General features: G+C 36.6%; 30 protein-coding genes. 26 read left to right on the top strand and 4 right to left on the bottom strand.

Annotation, left to right across the window (positions count from 1 at the left end; translation table 11 throughout):
- Window positions 1-4: 4 nt before the first annotated feature.
- Window positions 5-688, top strand: a complete 684-nt coding sequence (locus D0T49_RS04440; RefSeq protein ID WP_163629382.1) for a response regulator transcription factor — start codon at window positions 5-7, stop codon at window positions 686-688.
- 2 nt (window positions 689-690) lie between these two features.
- Window positions 691-2,511, top strand: a complete 1,821-nt coding sequence (locus D0T49_RS04435) for a cell wall metabolism sensor histidine kinase WalK (protein WP_163629381.1) — start codon at window positions 691-693, stop codon at window positions 2,509-2,511.
- Window positions 2,512-2,907: 396 nt separating this feature from the next.
- Here D0T49_RS04435 and D0T49_RS04430 read toward each other — a convergent pair whose 3' ends face one another.
- The 3 genes from D0T49_RS04430 to D0T49_RS04420 form a co-directional block, all read right to left on the bottom strand.
- Complete coding sequence (locus tag D0T49_RS04430; RefSeq protein WP_163629380.1) at window positions 2,908-3,306, bottom strand: SHOCT domain-containing protein; 399 nt, start codon at window positions 3,304-3,306, stop codon at window positions 2,908-2,910.
- Window positions 3,307-3,435: 129 nt separating this feature from the next.
- On the bottom strand, window positions 3,436-3,870 hold the full coding sequence (locus D0T49_RS04425) for a helix-turn-helix domain-containing protein (RefSeq protein ID WP_163629379.1): 435 nt from the start codon (window positions 3,868-3,870) through the stop codon (window positions 3,436-3,438).
- A 236-nt stretch (window positions 3,871-4,106) separates the two neighbouring features.
- Window positions 4,107-4,460, bottom strand: a complete 354-nt coding sequence (locus tag D0T49_RS04420; protein WP_163629378.1) for a hypothetical protein — start codon at window positions 4,458-4,460, stop codon at window positions 4,107-4,109.
- Between the two features lie 193 nt (window positions 4,461-4,653).
- On the opposite strand from D0T49_RS04420, the gene D0T49_RS04415 reads away from it, so the two are divergent.
- The 24 genes from D0T49_RS04415 to D0T49_RS04305 all read left to right on the top strand — a co-directional run bounded on the left by D0T49_RS04415 (window position 4,654) and on the right by D0T49_RS04305 (window position 19,343).
- On the top strand, window positions 4,654-4,854 hold the full coding sequence (locus D0T49_RS04415) for a hypothetical protein (RefSeq protein ID WP_163629377.1): 201 nt from the start codon (window positions 4,654-4,656) through the stop codon (window positions 4,852-4,854).
- A 4-nt stretch (window positions 4,855-4,858) separates the two neighbouring features.
- Window positions 4,859-5,149 (top strand): hypothetical protein, encoded by a 291-nt coding sequence (locus tag D0T49_RS04410; RefSeq protein WP_163629376.1) that lies wholly within the window; start codon window positions 4,859-4,861, stop codon window positions 5,147-5,149.
- Between the two features lie 348 nt (window positions 5,150-5,497).
- On the top strand, window positions 5,498-5,746 hold the full coding sequence (locus tag D0T49_RS04405) for a hypothetical protein (RefSeq protein WP_163629375.1): 249 nt from the start codon (window positions 5,498-5,500) through the stop codon (window positions 5,744-5,746).
- A gap of 61 nt (window positions 5,747-5,807) precedes the next feature.
- Window positions 5,808-6,338 (top strand): hypothetical protein, encoded by a 531-nt coding sequence (locus tag D0T49_RS04400; protein ID WP_163629374.1) that lies wholly within the window; start codon window positions 5,808-5,810, stop codon window positions 6,336-6,338.
- Window positions 6,339-6,401: 63 nt separating this feature from the next.
- Window positions 6,402-7,091, top strand: a complete 690-nt coding sequence (locus D0T49_RS04395) for a hypothetical protein (protein ID WP_203583417.1) — start codon at window positions 6,402-6,404, stop codon at window positions 7,089-7,091.
- A complete protein-coding gene (locus D0T49_RS04390) occupies window positions 7,088-7,555 on the top strand; it encodes a hypothetical protein (RefSeq protein WP_163629373.1) in 468 nt (155 codons plus the stop codon). Before D0T49_RS04395 ends, D0T49_RS04390 begins: the two co-directional genes overlap by 4 nt.
- A gap of 6 nt (window positions 7,556-7,561) precedes the next feature.
- A complete protein-coding gene (locus tag D0T49_RS04385) occupies window positions 7,562-7,840 on the top strand; it encodes a hypothetical protein (protein ID WP_163629372.1) in 279 nt (92 codons plus the stop codon).
- A gap of 3 nt (window positions 7,841-7,843) precedes the next feature.
- Window positions 7,844-8,173, top strand: coding sequence for a hypothetical protein (locus D0T49_RS04380; protein ID WP_163629371.1), 330 nt, complete (start codon window positions 7,844-7,846; stop codon window positions 8,171-8,173).
- 5 nt (window positions 8,174-8,178) lie between these two features.
- Window positions 8,179-9,153 (top strand): Fe-S-oxidoreductase, encoded by a 975-nt coding sequence (locus tag D0T49_RS04375; protein ID WP_163629370.1) that lies wholly within the window; start codon window positions 8,179-8,181, stop codon window positions 9,151-9,153.
- Entirely contained in the window at window positions 9,154-9,471 is a 318-nt protein-coding gene (locus D0T49_RS13195; RefSeq protein ID WP_370519593.1) for an HNH endonuclease, read from the top strand. It abuts the gene before it with no gap.
- A gap of 19 nt (window positions 9,472-9,490) precedes the next feature.
- Window positions 9,491-10,225, top strand: a complete 735-nt coding sequence (locus D0T49_RS04370; protein WP_163629369.1) for a hypothetical protein — start codon at window positions 9,491-9,493, stop codon at window positions 10,223-10,225.
- A gap of 131 nt (window positions 10,226-10,356) precedes the next feature.
- A complete protein-coding gene (locus D0T49_RS04365) occupies window positions 10,357-12,873 on the top strand; it encodes a DNA methyltransferase (protein ID WP_163629368.1) in 2,517 nt (838 codons plus the stop codon).
- Between the two features lie 338 nt (window positions 12,874-13,211).
- Window positions 13,212-13,877 (top strand): DUF6291 domain-containing protein, encoded by a 666-nt coding sequence (locus D0T49_RS13040; RefSeq protein WP_239057001.1) that lies wholly within the window; start codon window positions 13,212-13,214, stop codon window positions 13,875-13,877.
- Complete coding sequence (locus D0T49_RS04355; protein WP_163629367.1) at window positions 13,870-15,234, top strand: replicative DNA helicase; 1,365 nt, start codon at window positions 13,870-13,872, stop codon at window positions 15,232-15,234. Before D0T49_RS13040 ends, D0T49_RS04355 begins: the two co-directional genes overlap by 8 nt.
- 4 nt (window positions 15,235-15,238) lie before the next feature.
- Window positions 15,239-15,442, top strand: a complete 204-nt coding sequence (locus tag D0T49_RS04350) for a hypothetical protein (protein WP_163629366.1) — start codon at window positions 15,239-15,241, stop codon at window positions 15,440-15,442.
- Window positions 15,439-15,918 carry a class I SAM-dependent methyltransferase gene (locus D0T49_RS04345; RefSeq protein ID WP_163629365.1) on the top strand — a complete coding sequence of 160 codons (480 nt, stop codon included), beginning with the start codon at window positions 15,439-15,441 and terminating at the stop codon, window positions 15,916-15,918. The genes D0T49_RS04350 and D0T49_RS04345 overlap by 4 nt, the downstream gene beginning before the upstream one ends.
- A gap of 66 nt (window positions 15,919-15,984) precedes the next feature.
- Complete coding sequence (locus D0T49_RS04340) at window positions 15,985-16,752, top strand: phosphoadenosine phosphosulfate reductase family protein (RefSeq protein ID WP_163629364.1); 768 nt, start codon at window positions 15,985-15,987, stop codon at window positions 16,750-16,752.
- Window positions 16,749-17,003 carry a hypothetical protein gene (locus D0T49_RS04335; RefSeq protein ID WP_163629363.1) on the top strand — a complete coding sequence of 85 codons (255 nt, stop codon included), beginning with the start codon at window positions 16,749-16,751 and terminating at the stop codon, window positions 17,001-17,003. The genes D0T49_RS04340 and D0T49_RS04335 overlap by 4 nt, the downstream gene beginning before the upstream one ends.
- 1 nt (window position 17,004) lies before the next feature.
- On the top strand, window positions 17,005-17,370 hold the full coding sequence (locus D0T49_RS04330; protein WP_163629362.1) for a hypothetical protein: 366 nt from the start codon (window positions 17,005-17,007) through the stop codon (window positions 17,368-17,370).
- A gap of 42 nt (window positions 17,371-17,412) precedes the next feature.
- Window positions 17,413-17,979 (top strand): hypothetical protein, encoded by a 567-nt coding sequence (locus D0T49_RS04325; RefSeq protein ID WP_203583416.1) that lies wholly within the window; start codon window positions 17,413-17,415, stop codon window positions 17,977-17,979.
- Between the two features lie 27 nt (window positions 17,980-18,006).
- Window positions 18,007-18,204, top strand: a complete 198-nt coding sequence (locus D0T49_RS04320) for a hypothetical protein (protein ID WP_163629361.1) — start codon at window positions 18,007-18,009, stop codon at window positions 18,202-18,204.
- A 64-nt stretch (window positions 18,205-18,268) separates the two neighbouring features.
- Window positions 18,269-18,568: a hypothetical protein gene (locus tag D0T49_RS04315; RefSeq protein WP_163629360.1), complete on the top strand. Its 300-nt coding sequence runs from the start codon at window positions 18,269-18,271 to the stop codon at window positions 18,566-18,568.
- Window positions 18,569-18,571: 3 nt separating this feature from the next.
- Window positions 18,572-18,925, top strand: a complete 354-nt coding sequence (locus tag D0T49_RS04310; RefSeq protein ID WP_163629359.1) for a hypothetical protein — start codon at window positions 18,572-18,574, stop codon at window positions 18,923-18,925.
- Between the two features lies 1 nt (window position 18,926).
- Window positions 18,927-19,343, top strand: a complete 417-nt coding sequence (locus D0T49_RS04305) for a YopX family protein (protein ID WP_163629358.1) — start codon at window positions 18,927-18,929, stop codon at window positions 19,341-19,343.
- Window positions 19,344-19,443: 100 nt separating this feature from the next.
- On the opposite strand, the gene D0T49_RS04300 is transcribed toward D0T49_RS04305, so the two are convergent.
- On the bottom strand, window positions 19,444-19,745 hold a 302-nt coding region (locus D0T49_RS04300), incomplete at its 5' end, for a DUF6808 domain-containing protein (RefSeq protein WP_370519592.1).

The raw sequence follows: 19,745 nt of genomic DNA, 5'->3' as shown, positions 1-19,745 counted from the left end.
CTTTATGAAACAAAAAATACTCGTTGTTGATGACGAACCCAATATTTGCGAAATTTTATTTTACACGCTCGTAAACGACGGCTACGAAGTCCTCTGCGTTCATTCGGCCGAAGAAGCTTTAGCTAAGCTTTCTTCCGAATATTCGCTTATACTATTGGATGTAATGATGGGCGGAATGTCGGGCTACAAAATGGCGGAAACCTTGCGCAATGGTGGAAATCAGATTCCAATCATTTTCCTGACGGCAAAAGACACCGAAAATGATATGCTCACCGGCTTTTCGGTCGGCGGCGACGATTATATTTCAAAACCTTTTTCGCTCAAAGAAGTTTCAGCCCGCGTAAAAGCCGTGCTGAAAAGACAAGCGGTGGAAGAAGTAAAACCAACGAATAAATTTTCCTACAAAGATTTTTCTATCGATTTCGATACCAAAGACATAATCATAGGGAAAGAAACCGTCTTGCTGACCAAAACCGAATTTGAGCTTTTAGAATTTTTAGTCAAACACCAAGAGAGGATATTTTCCCGCGATGAAATAATAGACCATATTTGGCAGGAAACACCCTATATTACCGAACGAACGGTCGATGTGCATATCACCCGTTTGCGGAAAAAATTAGGTGCTTATGCCTCGCTTATTACTAACCGTTCGGGATATGGATACCGTTTTAAATTAATGGAGAGTTGAGAATGGAAAATGAAAAATGGAAAATAAAAAACGAGAAAAAACATTCTCAATTCTCAGTTTTCAACCCTCAACTCCCCAAGAAGTTTTCTATTAAACTAACTTTTTATTTTGTTGTGATATTCGCGCTGTTTACTGCCGGAATAATCATATTCGAGCGGTCGCGCGAAAAAAAATTCCGTACCGAGGCATTGAAAGAAAGGTTGGATGCTTACGCTGAAGTTGTTGAGAATGGTTATTTAATTGAAAGTGGAAAGTTGAAAATGGAAAATGAAGACTCTGAACAAGAATTTTCAACTTTCAACTTTCAGTTTTCTACGCTTCCCGACAACCTGCGGATCACCTTAATTGACCGTGCCGGAAATGTTGTTTACGACAATGCCGTAGAAGGCACGTTGCCCGAAAACCACACAACGCGGCCCGAAATCGCACTTGCAAAAACAAAAGGCAAAGGTTCGGATATCAGAACTTCGGCAACCAACAGCCGGAAGTATTTGTATTATGCCAAGCGAGCTGATAATTATTTCATTCGCGTTGCGTTGCCTTACGATATTCAGGTTCAAAAATTTTTGCAATCCGACAATCTGTTTCTGTTTTATATCGTCCTTTTATTCATTGTAACATTGGTAATTATCCATTTTGTCGCCAATCGTTTCGGCACGTCAATTCAAAAACTGAAAGAATTTGCCCTTTCCGGCGAAAATCAGCCGGACAATCTTTCTGTTGAATTTCCGGATGACGAGTTGGGCGAAATTGGAAGAAAAATTCGGGATAATTATGAACAAATCCGAAAAAAAAGGCAGGAAGTTATACTCGAACGCGAAAAACTCTTACAGCATGTATACAGCTCAGGCGAGGGATTGTGTTTTTTCTCTCAAGATAAAAAAGTTGAGTTCTATAACGGGTTGTTTATACAATATCTGAACACAATTACCGAAGATTCGACTTCCGAGCCGAAAAGTATATTTACCGATATTGCTTTCAAAAACACAATGAATTTTCTCTCGGCTGTAAATGAAAACGAAAGTTACTACGAAACGCAAATCGGCAAACAGGGGAAATTTTTTAACGTCCGCGTAAATCTTTTCGAAGACCGAAGTTTCGAAATCATTATCAACGACATTACCAGACAAGAAAAAACCCGTCTGTTGAAACAGGAAATGACTTCCAACATTGCCCACGAGTTGCGCACACCCGTTACAAGCATTCGCGGCTATCTCGAAATTGCATTGGAACAATCGTTGGATAAAGAAAAAATGCTCAATTTCCTAACCAAAGCCCACGAGCAAACCATTGTGCTGACAGAACTTATTCAGGATATGAGCTTGATTACGAAAATGGAAGAAGCACCGTCCTTTTTTGTGCAGGAAGAAATCGGCATTGAACTTTTGCTTGACAGTCTGAAAGAGGATTTAAACGAACTTTTGACAGAGAAAAACATCCATTTTACTTGGAAAAATATAGAAAATATTGTTGTTCCCGGAAATCGCAATCTGCTTTATTCCATTTTCCGGAACTTGACGGATAACGCCATTCGTTATGCCGGAACAAACATTAGCGTTATCGTCAATAAATACAACGAAGACAACAATTTCTACTACTTTTCCTATTCCGACACAGGTGCAGGCATTTCCAACGAACAGCATTTGAACCGCCTTTTCGAACGTTTTTATCGTGTCAATGAAGGGCGTACCCGCGATACCGGTGGTTCAGGGCTTGGACTCTCAATCGTGAAAAACGCTGTATTATTTCACAAAGGCACAATTACAGTAAAAAACAGAACCGGCGGCGGATTGGAATTTTTATTTACATTGGGGAAACGATAAATGTATAATTTGGGGGTAAAAATTTATTGCGAAAAAAACATATGTAAAACTATAATAGTTTCTTTGTGAAAAATTTAAACAACCTCTTACTGAAAGTATTTTTATAATAATATTTTTTGTCATGTACTGATTGAAAATATATAAAGGTGATCTTTTCAGTAAAGAAAGATACTCTAAAAAAAGAAGTAGAATGTACGAGCCTGGTAATCAGCTATGATAAATAAGGCTTAATTTGTTGTAGCAATTTTGTAGTATGAAAACAAAAAAGCGCCTGAAAATCAGACGCTTAAATTGCTTGTTTGTGACCCCGGCGGGATTCTAACCCACGACCTTCAGAACCGGAATCTAAATATGTGTGCTGATTATCAAGCGATTATTTAATTTTAGTAAACAAGATTAATCTCTATTCCACCATTCGTCATATTCTGATATTGGGTTTGGGTCTATAATCTGTCTTTTCATTTTATCAAATTCATCCTTATCTAAAACACCATCATCGAGAAGCTTTTTCAAATTAGTCAGCTCATTGGTTATATCTGAAACAGATTTTTGATTTACCAATCTCTCCAGATGTTCTTTTTGTTCTCTTTGTGTTTTTAGGATTCTAATTTCTCTATCAATCTCCTCTTTTGTTTTTGAAAACAAAACGATAATAAGGCCAATAATAGGGCTTAATAAAAGAGATAAAAAGAATGCTCCTCCAAAACCAATTTTACGTTTATTTCCAATTGCACCAATTATTAGCGATACGCCAATGTAAAAAAATAAAAAGACAACTAATACTTCTTCATCCATAGTCTTAGATTTTTAAGTTCATATAATTTGTTAAATCAAAATGTTAATTGTATTTTTATTACGCATTAGTTTAACCTTTCCTTGCCTATGATAACAGTAATTTCAAATTGTAGGCTAAGTTCATTTGTGTCAAATATCTTTAACCACTTCCCCTTTTTTAGCTTCTGCAATTCCATCTAAAACAGGGTCTTTTATGGATAGCAACTTGTTTATAATAGCTTGTTTGCTTTCCAATTCTTGCCTGTAATGCTCTTTGTCTTCTTCTAATTTTTCAATTCTTTCTTTTAATTGGAGGATTAATTCGTTATCACTTACTCCTGATTGTTCTGCTTCTTTGGATTCTTTGAGTTGCATCTCACCCCTGCCTGTTATAAGCCAGTCAAGATTTATATTTAAGACTTCGTGTATCTTAACCAAAAACTCTAAACTGGGCTTTCGTCTTCCTTTTAAATAATTGTTCACTGTTTTTTGTTCAAGTCCTATTATTTCAGAAAATTTATTATCTTTTTCAATATTAAATTTCTCCATAACAAGTTCAACCCTTTTTATCACATCTTTCATCATATTTTGTTTTTTTAGAACATTTGTTCTATATTTGTGTAATTAACTACAACTAAAAACTACAAGAAATGAGTGCGCTGTTAATAAAACTATATTATTTCTCATAAATCAAATTGTTATGAAAAAACTCATTTGCCTGCTTAAAAACTACAGGAACTATCGGATATTGAAATTTGTTATAAGGTATACTGATACACACAATGAAAGAATTATTATTTACAACAAGCTACTAAATACACTTAGTCCTGACGAGAAAAAGAAACAGGAATAGAAAATTTTATTTTGTTTGCTATTATATTTTCTTTGTCGCTTTTTGACTGCCCTCCTATTCCTATACCAGCGAGCATTACACCTATACCTGTATTGCTTCCTGCTTTATCTGATTCTGTTAAAAGAATCTCAAATTCTATTTTATCTACAGATATTATGGTTTCTGACAAATCTATTCCTTTTGGATAGGACACCAAGACTCCATTTTGCACAGAAGTTATTGGATTTATCTCTCCTCCTATTTCCTTCACCTCCTCCTGAGATTGTTTTATCCCTGTGAATATTTCAACAATAGTCTCTTTTATAAATTTATTCAGTTCCATATTTCCTTAACTATAAGGTGTTTGCATTGAATATTATTTAGAATTACTCCAAATAGAACATTTGTGCCAATTTTTCTTTGTTTTATAGAACGTTTGTTCTATATTTGCATTGTCATTCAATTCATGATACTCATTGTCATTCAAATTGAATCATAAGAACACAAGCTACAAATATAAAATAATAATTTTTGATATGAAAGAGATAATAGGACTAAAGCATGGTGAAAAAACCAAAATCGCAAATAAGTATGGTTGTACCATACACACAGTAAGGATAGCATTGAAAGGATATAGCGAAAGTAAGTTAGCTATGAATATACGCAAAGAAGCTTTGCGTAGAGGTGCTATAGAGCGTCCTCAAAAACTGGTGAAATTAACTGACTCTCCCCAATAAAAAAATGGAACCGTCCAAGCTTACATACGAAGAAATACAAGCCATAGCTTCCGAAATAAGAATACAAGCAATGGCGGTGGATTATTCGAAACCTAAGTATATGTCCCGAAAATCGGCTTATAAAATATGGGGCGAAGCAAGGGTTAAACGAATTATAGCAAGCGGAAGGGTCAGGTGCTCTAATACGCAGAAGGGAACTGATATTAGGGTGGAAGACATTGAAAGGGAAATAGAAAAACAAGAGTATCTCGAAGGAATAAAAGGCGTACCAAAACAAATACACAGAAAAAAATGATACATGCAATAATAAATGGAGTAGAAATACAACTTCATGAAAAAGAATTTAAACAACGCTGCTTAGTATCGCCTTGTAGATTCTGCATAATGAATAGGCTGATAAAAAGAAATTCTCCCAATGATTGTATGAAATACATACCCGATTGCAGAGCGCATAAAAGAGAAGATAAAAAGTCAATAATATACATAAAAAACACCCATGAAAAATAAACTAAAATCAATCATTCTCTACCTGCTCACCAGTGAAAAAGCAGAAGACAGATGTGAACTGGTCTGTGTTATAATAGCCCTTATCACTCTTCTTTACTTAGGCATTCATGTATTAATCGCTATAACCCGATAGAGTATGCACAAAGACATAATTTTCAAAAGCAGCAATAAAGAATATCACGCAACAGCATGGTACGATGAAGACGGTTTATACGATTGCACCGAATGTTACACATTTAACGAAGAATGTGATGAAAGCATAGATGTAGACTGGAAGCGGTTTAAAGAAGAAATAGAAATTGAGTTAAACATTATCCCTCTTTCGGTACGACGAGATTACAGAGGCATGCAAGCTACTTACGAGAGTTTATACAAAGTATTTTAGAGGCGACATCAGTATTACAAACAACAAATAAACCAATTAAAAAACCACTAAATAAAGCATTATGAACGAATTAAAAATTAGCATCCCCAAAGGATACGAAATCAACCCCCAAAAAACCGATTTAAAGACGGGTGTAATCTATTTCAGAGAGATAGAAGAAGTAAAGCCCTACGTACTTATTAACGGCTTAAAATGGGATAGGGAGAATACCTGTATCGATGGCAAAGAATTATTCAATTACTACGAAGCTTTAGGCGTTGCTCAACACCTTAATAAACGTCTCCCTACCTCCGAAGAATGGGAAGCATTAGCAGAATTAGGCTCTACGTGGGATAAAGAAAAGAAAGGTCGCTGGTTTGGTCACGACCATGAGTTAAAGAACAAAAGTAAACAATCCATCTTTTTGCCCGCCGCTGGCTATCGCAGCCCCAGTAATGGCGAGCTCTACGACGTAGGTTATTACGGTTTATATTGGAGTGACAGCCTTGGCAGTGTGTACTCGCTCGGCCTGGGCTTCCATAGTAGTGACGTGTACCCTGCGAACCTGAGCTACCGTTCGGGCGGCTTAAGTGTACGGTGTATCTCAGAATAACAAACTATCCCGAAGTCGATTGGTTTTGGCTTCGGGAACAAATAAACTTAAAAATAAAGAATTATGTGTCAAATACGACTATTAGAAGCAAGTGAAATAGATGTTCGCATCCAATCGGTCAATGATGCTAAGAAATTCGCTATCCTACTTCTTTATAAGGACGCCCGATGTGATATGCGCATTCTCGATGAAACCTTTGGTGTAATGGGCTGGCAGCGCAGCCACGAATTAATTAACGGCAATCTATTTTGCACTGTATCTATTTATAATAAAGAAATAAACACATGGGTTCATAAACAGGACGTAGGCACAGAGAGTAATACCGAAAAAGAAAAAGGTGAAGCCTCCGACAGTTTCAAACGTGCCTGTTTCAATGTAGGCATCGGTAGAGAGCTATATACTGCCCCCTCCATATTCATAACCATCAATGAAGGAGAGAATATCAAGTACACTAAATTTCATGTAAAAGAAATAGCATACAACGATAAACGTGAAATCTCAAAGCTAATTATAGCAGATGCAAGCAACAAAGTGCGATTCTCATACCCTAAAACAAGCAACAACTCAACCCCCTTGCAAGACAAAAAGGAAGACGACACCGATTTGCTAATAGCCAAACAAGAAGCCTCTCAGGCAAAAACAATGGAAGAACTGCAAGAAGTATGGAATCGTTGGAAATCCTTACATCAAAACGACCAGTTTAAAAGAGAAGTAAACCGCAATAAAGTAAAATTTCAAAAACAAACAGTATGACGGCAGTATCAGTATTAAAACTATTCCCTGAAACAAAAGAGCAGCAAGACCACTTCGTCAGCCTGTTAGTGAATCAGGTTTTAAACGGAGAAATAAACCCGCTCGATGTAGAAATACAAATGGCACAGATAGAGCAAGTGGTAAAGAAATTTCGGTCGAATGAAGATGTACAACGTCTTGTGTTGCAAGAAGCAGAAAAATATAACCAAAAAACATTTGAGCACAACAACGCCAAAATAAGCATCAAAGAAGTAGGCACAAAATATAACTACGCAGCAAGTGAAGATTGGAATATAGCAAACGAGAAAGCAAACGAAGCTATCGAACTGCGCAAAGCTATAGAAAAGCGATTGCAGACAGCAAGTAAAAACGCTCCCTATACAGATATAACAAGCGGTGAAGAAATAACCGCTATAGGTAAATCATCCACAACAAGAGCAATAATAGAAATCAATAAAAAATAAACCATTATGATTCAATTATCAATCTGCCTTTCAGACTTACCAAAAGACAAAATTAAACAAGCGACCAACGGTAAGAAGTATATCAACCTGATACTTACAGAACGCAAAGAAATAGGGCAATACGGCGAGACACACGGAATATCCGTATCCAAAACAAAAGAAGAACGTGAAGCAGATTCCGCCACCATTTGGGTAGGAAGCGGAAAAGAATACCGCCCCGCGTCAGTAACAGCTGAACAGATAGAAGAACTACCGATAGCACAAGACGACGATTTACCCTTTTAGATTATGGACTTGGTAAATGAATTATTCTCTCTCCAAAGACAGCTCATAGCTTCCATTGGACAATTAAAGAAGAATGGAAGTGCGTTTGCCGAAGCCGAAAGAGATTATAAAGTAGCTCTTAATAAAACAGTATTGAAATTGCGCTCCGATGGCATGGCTGCTACTCTGATAGCTTTAGTAGTGTATGGGGAAAAGGAAGTCGCAGAATACAGATTTAAGCGTGATGTAGCTAAAACTATTTACGAGACAAACCAAGAACACATAAACGCTACCAAGTTGAATATACGGATAATAGAAAGTCAAATATCACGCGAATGGGGAAACAGCAAATAAAAAATATGTCAACACTAAAAAACATAGCAGTACCAACAGGTAATATCCTTATAACAAAAGGAGAAAAAGGATTGTTAGAATGTCTTTCCATAGGAGATTATGGGAAAGAGGCTAATATAAAAGCTGATTTCTTAGGTTTAACCAATGAAATAAACGGAGTTGAAGCTAAAGAAATCATGCCTTTAACAGAAAAATGGGTAATCACCATATCTACTCAATACGGTTGCTCAATGGGTTGCAAATTCTGTGATGTGCCTAAAGTCGGAAAAGGAAGGAATGCCACGCTTTTAGATTTAAATGTACAAATAATCGAAGCCCTTAAACTCCATCCAGAAATACAATCCACAAAAAGATTGAACGTCCATTATGCGCGCATGGGTGAACCGACATTCAATCATGATGTATTAAACCACGCATTACGTTTAAAATCACTTGTCCGTCCATATATCGGACGCTCCCTCGTTCATCCAGTGGTAAGCACCATGCTCCCCAAGAAAAACAAAAACCTTATTTATTTTCTACAGGAATGGTGTGAAATAAAGAACTACAACTACAGAGGCGATGCCGGTTTGCAATTCTCAATTAACAGCACAGATGACAATCAAAGAGAATATCTTTTCTCCGGCAATTCACTTTCATTAAAAGAAATATCCGAAATAGGAAAGTTGCTTCCTGACCCGATAGGCAGAAAATACGCTTTGAATTTCGCATTAGCTAATGACAGTATAATAGACGCTGATGTTTTGAGAAAGTTATTTTCGCCTAAAAAATTCATGTGCAAGATAACCCCCATACATGAAACATTTACAAGTAATCAACATGGTATCACCACATCATCAGGATATGAAAAATACTACCCCTATAAACAAACAGAAGAAGAATTAAAAGCTCAGGGTTTTGATGTATTGGTATTCATTCCGTCCAAAGACGAAGACGAAAGCCGTATAACCTGCGGAAACGCAATTTTATCAGATAAATAAATGTACACCATTCGTAAAACGAGCAAGAAACAATCGGCAAAGAACCGTTTAATAGCCCAAAGCAAACAACGGTTGCTAAACGAATATGGATGTTGTCAGATATGCGGAAACAGAAGAAGCCTACAATTAGCTCACTTGCTCCCTAAAGGGCGTTACCCTGAGTATTACTTAGAAAGTAGGAACCACGCTCTTTTATGCCATGAGTGCCACGAATTGTACGATAATGACGTAGACTTCCGTAAATCTCAAACGTGGGCTTACAATCAGATATACCAATTCGCCCCTTTAGAAGCAGGGAGATACTTTAGAATAAATTAAACCACTAAAATAAAAACCTATGGAATTTACAGAATTAAAACAAGACGTATTAAACAGAGCGAGAAATGCCGGAGCATGCACTGGTGAATATCAAAGAGCCTACAGGTCAGAATCTAAAGAAGAATTACTCCAAATCATTGTAGATAATATAATTTGGTGTTATAGAGAAAAAATGCTTGATACTCATTATCTTATTGAAAATTTCTCTGAATTATTCGACCGGTTTGGAATTTATACATCCGGTCACCATGAGGTAAAAGATAAATACGTTGTTTTATTGGGTAGTTCATCCGCTACTATCAAGACATTGGATAGTTCATCTGCTACTATTAAGACATTGGATAGTTCATCCGCTACTATCGAGACATTGGATAGTTCATCCGCTACTATCGAGACATTGGATAGTTCATCCGCTACTATTAAGACATGGGGTAGTTCATCTGCTACTATCGAGACATGGGGTAGTTCATCTGCTACTATTAAGACATTGGGTAGTTCATCTGCTACTATTAAGACATTGGGTAGTTCATCTGCTACTATCGAGACATGGGGTAGTTCATCTGCTACTATCGAGACATTGGGTAGTTCATCTGCTACTATCGAGACATGGGGTAGTTCATCTGCTACTATCGAGACATGGGGTAGTTCATCTGCTACATATGAATTAAAAGGAAGCTATTCAACTATCAAAGACTTGAACAAACTAAAGCTATTCGTAAAGAAATCCAAGTTCGAAATCATTGAAGTAGAATAAAGCAAACAAGCAATGAGCCGTCTCCCAATTAAAAACAACTAATCGTTTTTTCTTGAATATAAATAATCAAAACGGCTCATTGCTTTTAAAAGATTACTAACCAATCGGGCCCGGTTAATAATAAAATAACAATGAACGAAAAGTACATAGAATTTCTCGAAAACAAGATAGTAGTTGCAGAAGATTACGGTTTTGACATAAAAAATCCAATCGGTAATATACTCCCACATGCACAAGCCATAACAAAATGGTGTTTGCATGGAGGTCGCAGGGCTATTTTTGCATCGTTCGGACTTACCAAAACCGCTATGCAGTTGGAATTGGCTTACCAGTGCATCCGTAAAGAAAACAAGCCTTTCCTTATCTGTCTTCCTTTAGGAGTTATTGGCGAGTTCAAACGGGATAACAGATTATATTTTAATTCGGAGATAGAGCTTGAGTATATCATTGACACGGACGATGTGAAAAACTATGATACTAAAATCTATCTTACCAATTACGAACGAGTACGGAAAGGCGACATAGACCCTTCCAAGTTTTGCGGTGTTTCATTCGACGAGGCTTCCATCCTTCGTAACCTGTCAACAGAAACCACTAATTATGTACTGAAACACTTCAAGAAAATAAAATACCGTTTTGTAGCCACTGCTACACCTACCCCGAATGACTATATCGAAATATTGAATTATGCCGATTTTCTTGGAGTTATAGACAGGGGACACGCTCTTACAAGATTCTTTAAGCGAGATTCTACAAAAGCAGGTAACCTCACCCTATATGAAAATAAAGAAAAAGAGTTTTGGCAATGGGTGGCGAGCTGGGCGGTATTTATCAATAAGCCTTCTGATTTGGGGTTCTCTGATGAGGGTTATAACCTACCAAAGTTAAACATACACGAAGTTGAGGTTGAGAATCTGACCGATGAAGTGATATTAAATAAAGCCGGCGAACCTGTTCTTTTCAAAGACACTACTAAAAGCCTTGTAGAGGCAAGCCGCGAGAAAAGCGACAGTGTCGAGTTAAGAGTAAACAAGGCTTTTGAAATAGTATCCGAACAACCGGAAAAGAAATGGATACTCTGGCATCACAGAGAATCGGAGCGCATGGCCATTGAAAAGAAATTCAAGGAATTTGATTTACGTTCGGTCTATGGCTCCCAAAAAAATCAGGAAAAAGAAGATTTGCTTATTGATTTTTCTAATGGAGAATATCAGATACTTTCAACCAAGCCGGTTATTGCCGGTTCCGGCTGCAATTTCCAGCACGTATGCCATAATATCCTCTTTGTAGGGATAGATTATAAGTTTAACGACTTTATTCAGGCTATACACCGTGTTTTCCGATTCAGGCAGGAACACGAAGTAAACGTATACATCACTTTCACCCAAAACGAAAGGGAGATATTGAAAGCTCTTTTCGAAAAGTGGAAAAACCATATCAAGCTACAGGAAAACATGATAAACCTTGTACGTAAATATGGATTGAATACCAATAAAATAACATCGGACATGAAAAGACAAATGTTTAAAGGCAGGCGTATGCACGTTGTAGGCAATGCTACGGTATATAACGAAGACACTACAATCATTCATCAGGAAATGGAAGATAATTCGACAGATATGATATTAACTTCTATCCCTTTTGGAGACCACTATGAATACTCGGACAATTACAATGACTATGGCCATAATAATGGGAATGAGGAATTTTTCAAACAAATGGATTTCCTTACCCCTAATCTGCTTCGTACGCTAAAGCCCGGACGTATTGCTGCCATCCACGTAAAAGACCGTATCCGTTATTCCTATCAGAATGGGACTGGGTTTACCACGATTGACGATTTTTCAGGAAAGACAGTCGCTCATTTTCTAAAACACGGTTTTTACCTGATGGGAAAAATAACCGTCACTACCGATGTGGTGAGGGAAAACAACCAGACTTATCGCCTCACTTGGGGTGAACAACGCAAAGATGCTACTAAGATGGGGGTGGGACTACCTGAATACGTCTTGCTTTTCCGCAAAGCTCCGAGCGATAATTCAAACGCCTATGCAGACGACCCTGTGATGAAGAAAATAGATGAGTATCTGCTATCTATCTGGCAGCTTGACGCTCATGCTTATTGGAAAAGCTCCGGAAACAGGTTTTTGAGTTCACAGGAACTTAAAACGTGCAGTATGGAGACCATATCGCATCTGTGGAAAGAGTTTGACAAAACACACGTTTATAATTTCCAAGAACATTTGAGGGTGTGCAGGGAGTTAGAGGAAAATGAACGGTTATCAAAGAAATTCATGTCAATACCACCTAACAGCCCGAATGATTTAGTCTGGACAGATATTAACCGGATGAATACATTGAATGCGAGTCAGGCGAACAGAAAAAAGGAAAAACACATCTGCCCTCTGCAACTTGATATAATCGAACGCCTGATTAACCGCTTTACGAATGAAGGGGATGTAGTAGACGACCCATTTGGAGGTATATTTTCAACTCCTTACGTATCTCTTAAGATGAAGCGAAAAGCTATTGCATCAGAACTTAAGCCGGAATACTATGACGATGGGCTTTTCTACCTGAAAGCGATAGAATATGAGATAAATGCTCCTACATTATTTGATTTGGTTGAACTGGAGGAAGCCTTATGAAATAACAAAAAAAGAAATACTTCCTAAATGCGATTACTGCAACCATAACGAAGGAGAAAACAAGGAATCCGGCTTTATGTGGCATTGTTCCCTTCTTGGATATTGCGTTCCCTTTGGGTGGCATCGGTGCGAAGCTCAACATAAAGGAGTAGGGAAATTTAGCTTGAATAAAGAAAAGTATATAAAGTTAACTTACAATAATGAACTACATAGAATTAATACACATGAATTCAAAAGCAAGAGAACCTACTGAAAGCGAATCAAATCTTCACGGATTGCAAAGAATTGGAGATGTAATAGAAGAAATGTATCCACACTTAAAGCAAAAGACGTAATAAATGGAACAGAATTCATTTGTGTTTTATAAAGATTGGAAAGAAGCGATTCAGGATTTGCCGGATGATGTCAGGCTTGAAGTTTACGAAAGCATAATAGAGTATGCTACCACGGGAAACGTCAAGGGGTTGAAACCTATGGCAAATATCGCTTTTAACTTTATAAAAACAGATATTGACAGAAACAGAGAAAAATATCAGGAAACAAAAACCGGCAGGGAGACAGCAGGCAGGCTCGGAAACCTAAAAAGATGGAATAAAGACTTATATGATTTGGTTACATCCGGTTCAAAAACATTAGAAGAAGCCGAAATTATCGCAAAACATCGCAAAAATCGCAATGCGACAAATGTTATCGCAAAAATCGCTGATAATGTAAATGGTAATGATAATGTAAATGGTAATGGGATATTCTATGAATATCTCCCGCAAGAAATTGAAAAATGTCTTTCCGAAGTTCTGAAAGACACTGCTTATCTCGAAGCAATAGCCATAAACAATCATTTAGGAAGTTTAGAAAAAGCAAAAGAAATTTTGAAAGAATTTTATAAATTTCTTCAAAATCAGGGTGTAAAAGAAAAAACGATATCAGACTTTAAACAACATTTCGGGAACTGGTTATTTCGCAACCCTATAAAAAAACAAGAAAACAATCACGTATATGAATAATTTTTCAGGACACATACTTCCGCAGGCGGCTGAGATTGAAGAATCTGTTTTGGGGGCTTTGATGACAGAAAGCAATGCCTTTGAGAAAATAAACCTCGAAGAAAAAGATTTCTACAAAGAGACGCATAAACTAATTTTCAGGGCGATAAGGATGCTTTCAGATAAACGTGAGCCTGTTGATATGCACACCGTGACCGAACAATTACGTAAAAACGGGGACTTAGAAACCGTCGGAGGCTTGTATCAGATAGCACTTTTAACAGCTGGGTTATCCTCTGCTGCACATATTGAGCGCCACGCCTTAATTATCAAACAAAAGTCCATTGCGCGGGAATTGATACAAACATCCGTTTTGATACAGCAGAAAGCGTTTGACGAAACGCTTGATATTGCAGAAACGCTTGAATTTTCGGAGACTGAATTCACACGTATTTTTACAGAATCGGCAAGCGAGGAGGTTTTTAGCATGGAAGAAACGCTTTCGGTTACGCTCAATCATTATGCTGATATCCAACGAAAAAGAGCGAGAGGTGAAAATCCTTTTATACCAACCGGGCTCAGAGATTTAAATCACGCCTTAAACGGTGGTTGGTCTGCTCCTGATTTAATTGTGATAGGCGGACGTCCCAGCATGGGAAAAACACAGTTTGCCGTTCATTTTGCGAAACATGCGGGATTCTCAGCTAATGAAACGCTTTTTATCTCAATAGAAATGACAAAGATACAGCTCGCTTCAAGGCTTCTGACTGAAAATGAAGGCATAAACTTCTACAACATGAAAACCGGGCAATTAAGCGAGCACGAATGGGGCCTTATCGACGAAAAAGCTAACGATTTACTCAAATCGGATATAAAAATAGCCGACGGGAGTAAGGTATGCAACTTGGGTGTAATCAAATCACTGGCACGAAAACAGAAGCGAAAAGGAGATTTAAAACTTCTGATAATTGATTATTTGCAGTTGATAGAAACCAATATGAAATTTCAGAACCGCGATATTGAGGTTGGATATATCACAAGACAGCTCAAGAACCTTGCAAAAGAACTCAATATACCGATTATTCTTTTGGCGCAACTTAACCGCCCGAAAGATGGTGCTAAAGTTCCCGAACCGCGATTAGAGAATCTAAGAGAATCAGGAAATATAGAACAAGATGCTGATATTGTGATTTTTCCACACCGTCCCTATTATTACGACCAAGAGGCGATTGATGGAAACGGCAGAAGTTGGAAAAACAGAGGCTACCTGATAATTGCAAAGTCCAGAGAGGGAGAGCGTGGGCATAAAATTTATTTTCAGCACGACGATAATTTTAAAAAGATATTTGAAGAGGGCTTAACTCAAAATCCATTTTAAGACAATGATAACATCAGAAGAAAAGAGCAATCAGCGCACTACGGCACAACGCCTGTTGGAATCACGTAAGAATGACCCTAAAGAGCAGCGCAAAGTGGCGGTAAGAGTAGACGAAAAGACCTTTATCCTCGTAGACCCAAATCGAAAGAATAAAGCAGTAGAAAATTACTTAAATAAATTAGAAAAATCGAGAAATAATCAGTTATGAGTAGTGAAAAATTAATACTTGATGCCTGTTGTGGAAGTAAGATGTTTTGGTTTAACAAGAAAAATCAGAATGTTTTATTTGTCGACAAAAGGCGAGAAACGGTTACGGCCAAGGATAGAGATAAGTTAAGAACAATCGAAATTAATCCTGATTTAGTAGCTGATTTTACAAACCTGCCATTCGAGGATAATTCTTTCTACATGGTAGTTTTCGACCCTCCGCATTTAAAGACGCTTGGAGAAACTTCTTGGATGGCTAAGAAGTATGGTAGATTGTCGGATAACTGGAGAGAAGTTATTAAGAAAGGATTTGATGAATGTATGCGTGTTTTAAAGCCAAACGGTACGCTTATTTTCAAGTGGAATGAAAGTGAAATAAAAACAAGTGAGGTATTATCTATTATTCCTTACGAGCCATTATTCGGGCATACAACGGGGCGTCAATCTAAAACAATTTGGATGTGTTTTATGAAATAATCGGAATAGGCTATGAAAATAGGATTAATAGACGTTGACGGGCATATAGATTCAGAATACTAAAAAATGGATAAAGAATATACCACATTAAAATTCATTCAAAAAATTGCAAAATCAATTCCTGATTTATATGCAGGAAATTCAGGAGGAAAAGATAGCGCAGTTCTTGATTTCTTATTGCAGAAGTCCGAGATAAAATATAAATCATACTATTGCAATACAACTATTGACCCTCATGGTACTGTATCTCATATCATGAAAAATTATCCACATACAGATATTTTGCAGCCTAAGAATAAAGAAACATTCTTTAAGCTTGTAGAGAGAAAAGGACTTCCTACTCGACTAAATCGCTATTGCTGTCAGTATTTAAAGGAATTTGGAAGCGTTGGTAAATCTGTATTTGAAGGAGTAAGAGCAGAAGAAAGCACAAAGCGACAAGGACGTGATTACATACAATGTGATACACGTAAATGGCAAAAAAAAGCAAAGCATATCTATCCTTTATATGATTGGACTGAAAAGGAAATATATAATTATATTGAAAAATATGATATAAAATTAGCTCCATGTTATTCGAATGGTTTTTCAAGACTTGGATGTGTTGGTTGTCCTCAGGTTACACGCAAGGGAGTGCGAATGAAAGAATTTGAATCACACCCAAAGTACTTAGAGTCTATAAAAAGAGCCATAAAAAAAGGCATGGAGAACAATCCTCAATGGAAAATAACTCAACTTGCAGATTACAATGAAGATGTAGCTATAGCTTGGTGGCTAAGCGGTAAAACAATGAATGAGTACTTCCAACCGAATCAATTAAAATTATTTATATGAAAACCTTTGAGATAAACAAACAAAAGTATTTAGCTGTAGAAGTGCCTGATGAGATAGTTGGCATTACTCCTTTATCCGAAGAGCAATGGGCAGGGATAGTAGAAAGCATCACGGTAGATAACAGGGTATTTTACAAAGACTACTTAACGAATGAGGCTTTAGATTATCTGCCTACGGCTACTCAAAGCGGAGAATCTCTTTTAAATAGTTTAGGAATAACAGGTAAATATGTAATAATAAAAGTAAACTAACATGGAATACAAATTAGATATAAAACAGAAGCACATAGAACGAGAAGATGTTGTAGAACGGCTGTATGTCAAGTTGCGTAAATCTATTAATAAAAGGATATTTCAATCTATTGAACATTTAAGTGATATACCTGAAAGGTATTATATAGCTAAAAGAATATCAGAAAGGTTGTTTGAGTACGAAAGCGACTTAACAATGTCTTCTATATTAGGTATAGGTTTAAGAAGAGCTTTATCAGAGGGACATCGTGTGTGTATAGATAGTTTGATACAAAATGAATACGCTTATATCTTGCGTCTTCAAGGTGAAAACGAGAGACTAAAGAGAGAACTGTCTTTTTATAAAGAACTGTCAAAAAACAAGTAATTAATTTAGTATAAAGCAGTATGTAATTAACAAAAATAACTTATGAAAACACGTCCCGATTTAAACACCCTCGCTAAAGAGGTTTATCAAGCCAATAAACAAAAAGGCTTTCACGATAAAGAATTGAGTAATGAACATTTCCTTATGCTTGTAATAACCGAATTATCAGAAGCGGTAGAGGCAGATAGAAAAGATAAAACACTAAAGTCAAAAAGTATAAATGTTTCTAAATTTCAAGAGCAGACAAAAGCGTTCAATGACACAGCATTTAAATTATATTTCGAAGAACACATCAAAGACACTATTGAAGATGAGCTTGCAGATGCTGTTATTAGATTGCTTGATTTAGCTGGGCTTAGAGGTTATAAAGACCTAAAGGATTTGCTTTTAGTTGCTACAGTAAGCGAAAAGAAAACATTTGCTGAAAACATATTTTCAATTTGTAAGGATATAGTTTATTACAAGTATTCCGAGCCGGAAAGGATTTCTTGCGCACTACTTAACATTGAGAGGCTTTGTCAAATTCTGAGCATCGACCTATGGTTGCACGTAGAACTAAAATTAAAATACAACCAATTACGCCCAATTAAACACGGAAAGGAGTATTAATATGCATTTTCTTTAAAAAGTAAAATTATGGCATGGTTAAGTAAAGATAAGAGCGGTATTGAAACCTTGTGGCTTTGCGATTATCCCCTAGTTCGTTGGCGTGATGAATGGAGTTATAATGAAGAAGCGCACGGACAAGAACAACCAAATGGGGCATATCAGTATTTCCCGGACGGCACTTTTAAAAGTTGTCCCAAATGGGACGAAAATCCGATAGAAATATAGTACAATTTTAAACGAAAAATATATATACCAATATACAATAATTCAGTAAAAATATATATAAATCATGAAACAATTTAAAGGAACACAAGGAGAATGGGAATCGGCCGCAATAGATTTGGCTGATTATAAACAAGTTTCGATTGGCTCAGGCAAAAAGGTTATTTGCCATTTACACATTGAAAATGAAATATCAGAAGAGGTAAAGTCAAATGCTCAACTTATAGCTGCTGCTCCCGAATTATTGGAAGCATTACAGCATATTGTTGATTATGAGGAAAGAATGAGGGCAAATAATGACCCAAAGATAGGGAACGGGCATTTCAATAAAGCAAAACAAGTAATCAATAAAGCATTGGGAGGGTAGAATATGGGAAAACTATTCATAAAAAACGGACAAATAACCAACGAAAAAGGAGATATAATTCTTCCTGAAATAGGCAATGTAGAACATATTGCTCTTTTGAATAAATACAACAAAGCAAAAGCAACAGGAATAAATAGTTTAAACTTAGAAGCCAAAGTTACTATCGAAATTGATTTTAAATGCTTATGCGGGAAACGTCTTTATTCCAATTCAAAAGAAAAATACATTGATACAAGCGAATATATAGAATGCGATGCGTGTGACTTTGAATATGAAACAATTGTTTGCCGAAATTGTAATCATAACTACCAAGTAGCAATAGACGATGACGGAGATATTATCGTAAAATTAATTTAATATGAGAGAAATACTATTTAGAGGAAAGAAATTAGGAACAAACAAGTGGATTTATGGTGATTTCAAACGGGAAGCAAACCTGTGCTATATTGAAGAAAGGTACATAGAGTATTATGAAAAAGCAATGGTTATTCCCGAAACAGTAGGTCAACATACTTGTTTGCCTTTTGATATATATGAAGGTGATATTATAGAATCATATTTACATCCAAATGCTATCTATGTTGTTTTATGGAATGAGCATCAATGTTGTTTTTCTGCAATAGATAAATACGAGTATGACTTGTATAGCGACGAGCTTTTTAAGTATAATTCATTAAATAATAAACGAAATATTACTCCTGATTGGATATTGAAATTTCAATTTGGAGTAATTGGCAACATCCATGATAACCCTGAATTAATGAAAGAAAAGTAAAACAACTCTCCCTCTTATTATACAAAACAGGAGAAAAGTAAAATTAAATCCCCTCTACTTATCGCAAGCGGAGGGGATTTTTTAACCTATGAAAAAACCTTTACCACGAAAAAATATTATATTGCACCCCTACACCTATATAGGGCGAGAAGCGCCCGAAATCCGTACCATATCCTACCTGTATGCCTACGCTCCAGTTGTGGCGTTTGTATTCTATTTTAGGCACATACACCGTGTTGGTAATTATCTCTTTAGCAGGATAGAGTATCAAGCTGTCGAGGCAAGGCTTATAACCCGAAACGTAAGCCTGGTACAAACTGTCGGCATACACACTTTGGGTGATGGGAATTTCAACAAAAGCGGTATCGTTTTTTATCTCATAAATGTAAAAAGTGTCGCGGA

This window comes from Paludibacter sp. 221, assembly GCF_010501035.1.
Classification (GTDB): Bacteria; Bacteroidota; Bacteroidia; order Bacteroidales; family Paludibacteraceae; genus QVMH01.
This window is presented reverse-complemented; position numbering and strand designations above follow the sequence as displayed.

What these genes read in the sequence shown, in the direction of transcription:
- D0T49_RS04365 (WP_163629368.1), top strand. Translation starts at nt 10,357, where the DNA reads ATGAACGAAAAGTACATAGAATTTCTCGAAAACAAGATAGTAGTTGCA.
- D0T49_RS04390 (WP_163629373.1), top strand. Translation starts at nt 7,088, where the DNA reads ATGACGGCAGTATCAGTATTAAAACTATTCCCTGAAACAAAAGAGCAG.
- D0T49_RS04400 (WP_163629374.1), top strand. Translation starts at nt 5,808, where the DNA reads ATGAACGAATTAAAAATTAGCATCCCCAAAGGATACGAAATCAACCCC.
- D0T49_RS04350 (WP_163629366.1), top strand. Translation starts at nt 15,239, where the DNA reads ATGATAACATCAGAAGAAAAGAGCAATCAGCGCACTACGGCACAACGC.
- D0T49_RS04330 (WP_163629362.1), top strand. Translation starts at nt 17,005, where the DNA reads ATGGAATACAAATTAGATATAAAACAGAAGCACATAGAACGAGAAGAT.
- D0T49_RS04325 (WP_203583416.1), top strand. Translation starts at nt 17,413, where the DNA reads ATGAAAACACGTCCCGATTTAAACACCCTCGCTAAAGAGGTTTATCAA.
- D0T49_RS04335 (WP_163629363.1), top strand. Translation starts at nt 16,749, where the DNA reads ATGAAAACCTTTGAGATAAACAAACAAAAGTATTTAGCTGTAGAAGTG.
- D0T49_RS04425 (WP_163629379.1), bottom strand. Translation starts at nt 3,870, where the DNA reads ATGATGAAAGATGTGATAAAAAGGGTTGAACTTGTTATGGAGAAATTT.
- D0T49_RS04345 (WP_163629365.1), top strand. Translation starts at nt 15,439, where the DNA reads ATGAGTAGTGAAAAATTAATACTTGATGCCTGTTGTGGAAGTAAGATG.
- D0T49_RS04415 (WP_163629377.1), top strand. Translation starts at nt 4,654, where the DNA reads ATGAAAGAGATAATAGGACTAAAGCATGGTGAAAAAACCAAAATCGCA.
- D0T49_RS04440 (WP_163629382.1), top strand. Translation starts at nt 5, where the DNA reads ATGAAACAAAAAATACTCGTTGTTGATGACGAACCCAATATTTGCGAA.
- D0T49_RS04375 (WP_163629370.1), top strand. Translation starts at nt 8,179, where the DNA reads ATGTCAACACTAAAAAACATAGCAGTACCAACAGGTAATATCCTTATA.
- D0T49_RS04435 (WP_163629381.1), top strand. Translation starts at nt 691, where the DNA reads ATGGAAAATGAAAAATGGAAAATAAAAAACGAGAAAAAACATTCTCAA.
- D0T49_RS04315 (WP_163629360.1), top strand. Translation starts at nt 18,269, where the DNA reads ATGAAACAATTTAAAGGAACACAAGGAGAATGGGAATCGGCCGCAATA.
- D0T49_RS04380 (WP_163629371.1), top strand. Translation starts at nt 7,844, where the DNA reads ATGGACTTGGTAAATGAATTATTCTCTCTCCAAAGACAGCTCATAGCT.
- D0T49_RS04430 (WP_163629380.1), bottom strand. Translation starts at nt 3,306, where the DNA reads ATGGATGAAGAAGTATTAGTTGTCTTTTTATTTTTTTACATTGGCGTA.
- D0T49_RS04405 (WP_163629375.1), top strand. Translation starts at nt 5,498, where the DNA reads ATGCACAAAGACATAATTTTCAAAAGCAGCAATAAAGAATATCACGCA.
- D0T49_RS04420 (WP_163629378.1), bottom strand. Translation starts at nt 4,460, where the DNA reads ATGGAACTGAATAAATTTATAAAAGAGACTATTGTTGAAATATTCACA.
- D0T49_RS04395 (WP_203583417.1), top strand. Translation starts at nt 6,402, where the DNA reads ATGTGTCAAATACGACTATTAGAAGCAAGTGAAATAGATGTTCGCATC.
- D0T49_RS04310 (WP_163629359.1), top strand. Translation starts at nt 18,572, where the DNA reads ATGGGAAAACTATTCATAAAAAACGGACAAATAACCAACGAAAAAGGA.
- D0T49_RS04320 (WP_163629361.1), top strand. Translation starts at nt 18,007, where the DNA reads ATGGCATGGTTAAGTAAAGATAAGAGCGGTATTGAAACCTTGTGGCTT.
- D0T49_RS13040 (WP_239057001.1), top strand. Translation starts at nt 13,212, where the DNA reads ATGGAACAGAATTCATTTGTGTTTTATAAAGATTGGAAAGAAGCGATT.
- D0T49_RS13195 (WP_370519593.1), top strand. Translation starts at nt 9,154, where the DNA reads ATGTACACCATTCGTAAAACGAGCAAGAAACAATCGGCAAAGAACCGT.
- D0T49_RS04370 (WP_163629369.1), top strand. Translation starts at nt 9,491, where the DNA reads ATGGAATTTACAGAATTAAAACAAGACGTATTAAACAGAGCGAGAAAT.
- D0T49_RS04410 (WP_163629376.1), top strand. Translation starts at nt 4,859, where the DNA reads ATGGAACCGTCCAAGCTTACATACGAAGAAATACAAGCCATAGCTTCC.
- D0T49_RS04305 (WP_163629358.1), top strand. Translation starts at nt 18,927, where the DNA reads ATGAGAGAAATACTATTTAGAGGAAAGAAATTAGGAACAAACAAGTGG.
- D0T49_RS04340 (WP_163629364.1), top strand. Translation starts at nt 15,985, where the DNA reads ATGGATAAAGAATATACCACATTAAAATTCATTCAAAAAATTGCAAAA.
- D0T49_RS04385 (WP_163629372.1), top strand. Translation starts at nt 7,562, where the DNA reads ATGATTCAATTATCAATCTGCCTTTCAGACTTACCAAAAGACAAAATT.
- D0T49_RS04355 (WP_163629367.1), top strand. Translation starts at nt 13,870, where the DNA reads ATGAATAATTTTTCAGGACACATACTTCCGCAGGCGGCTGAGATTGAA.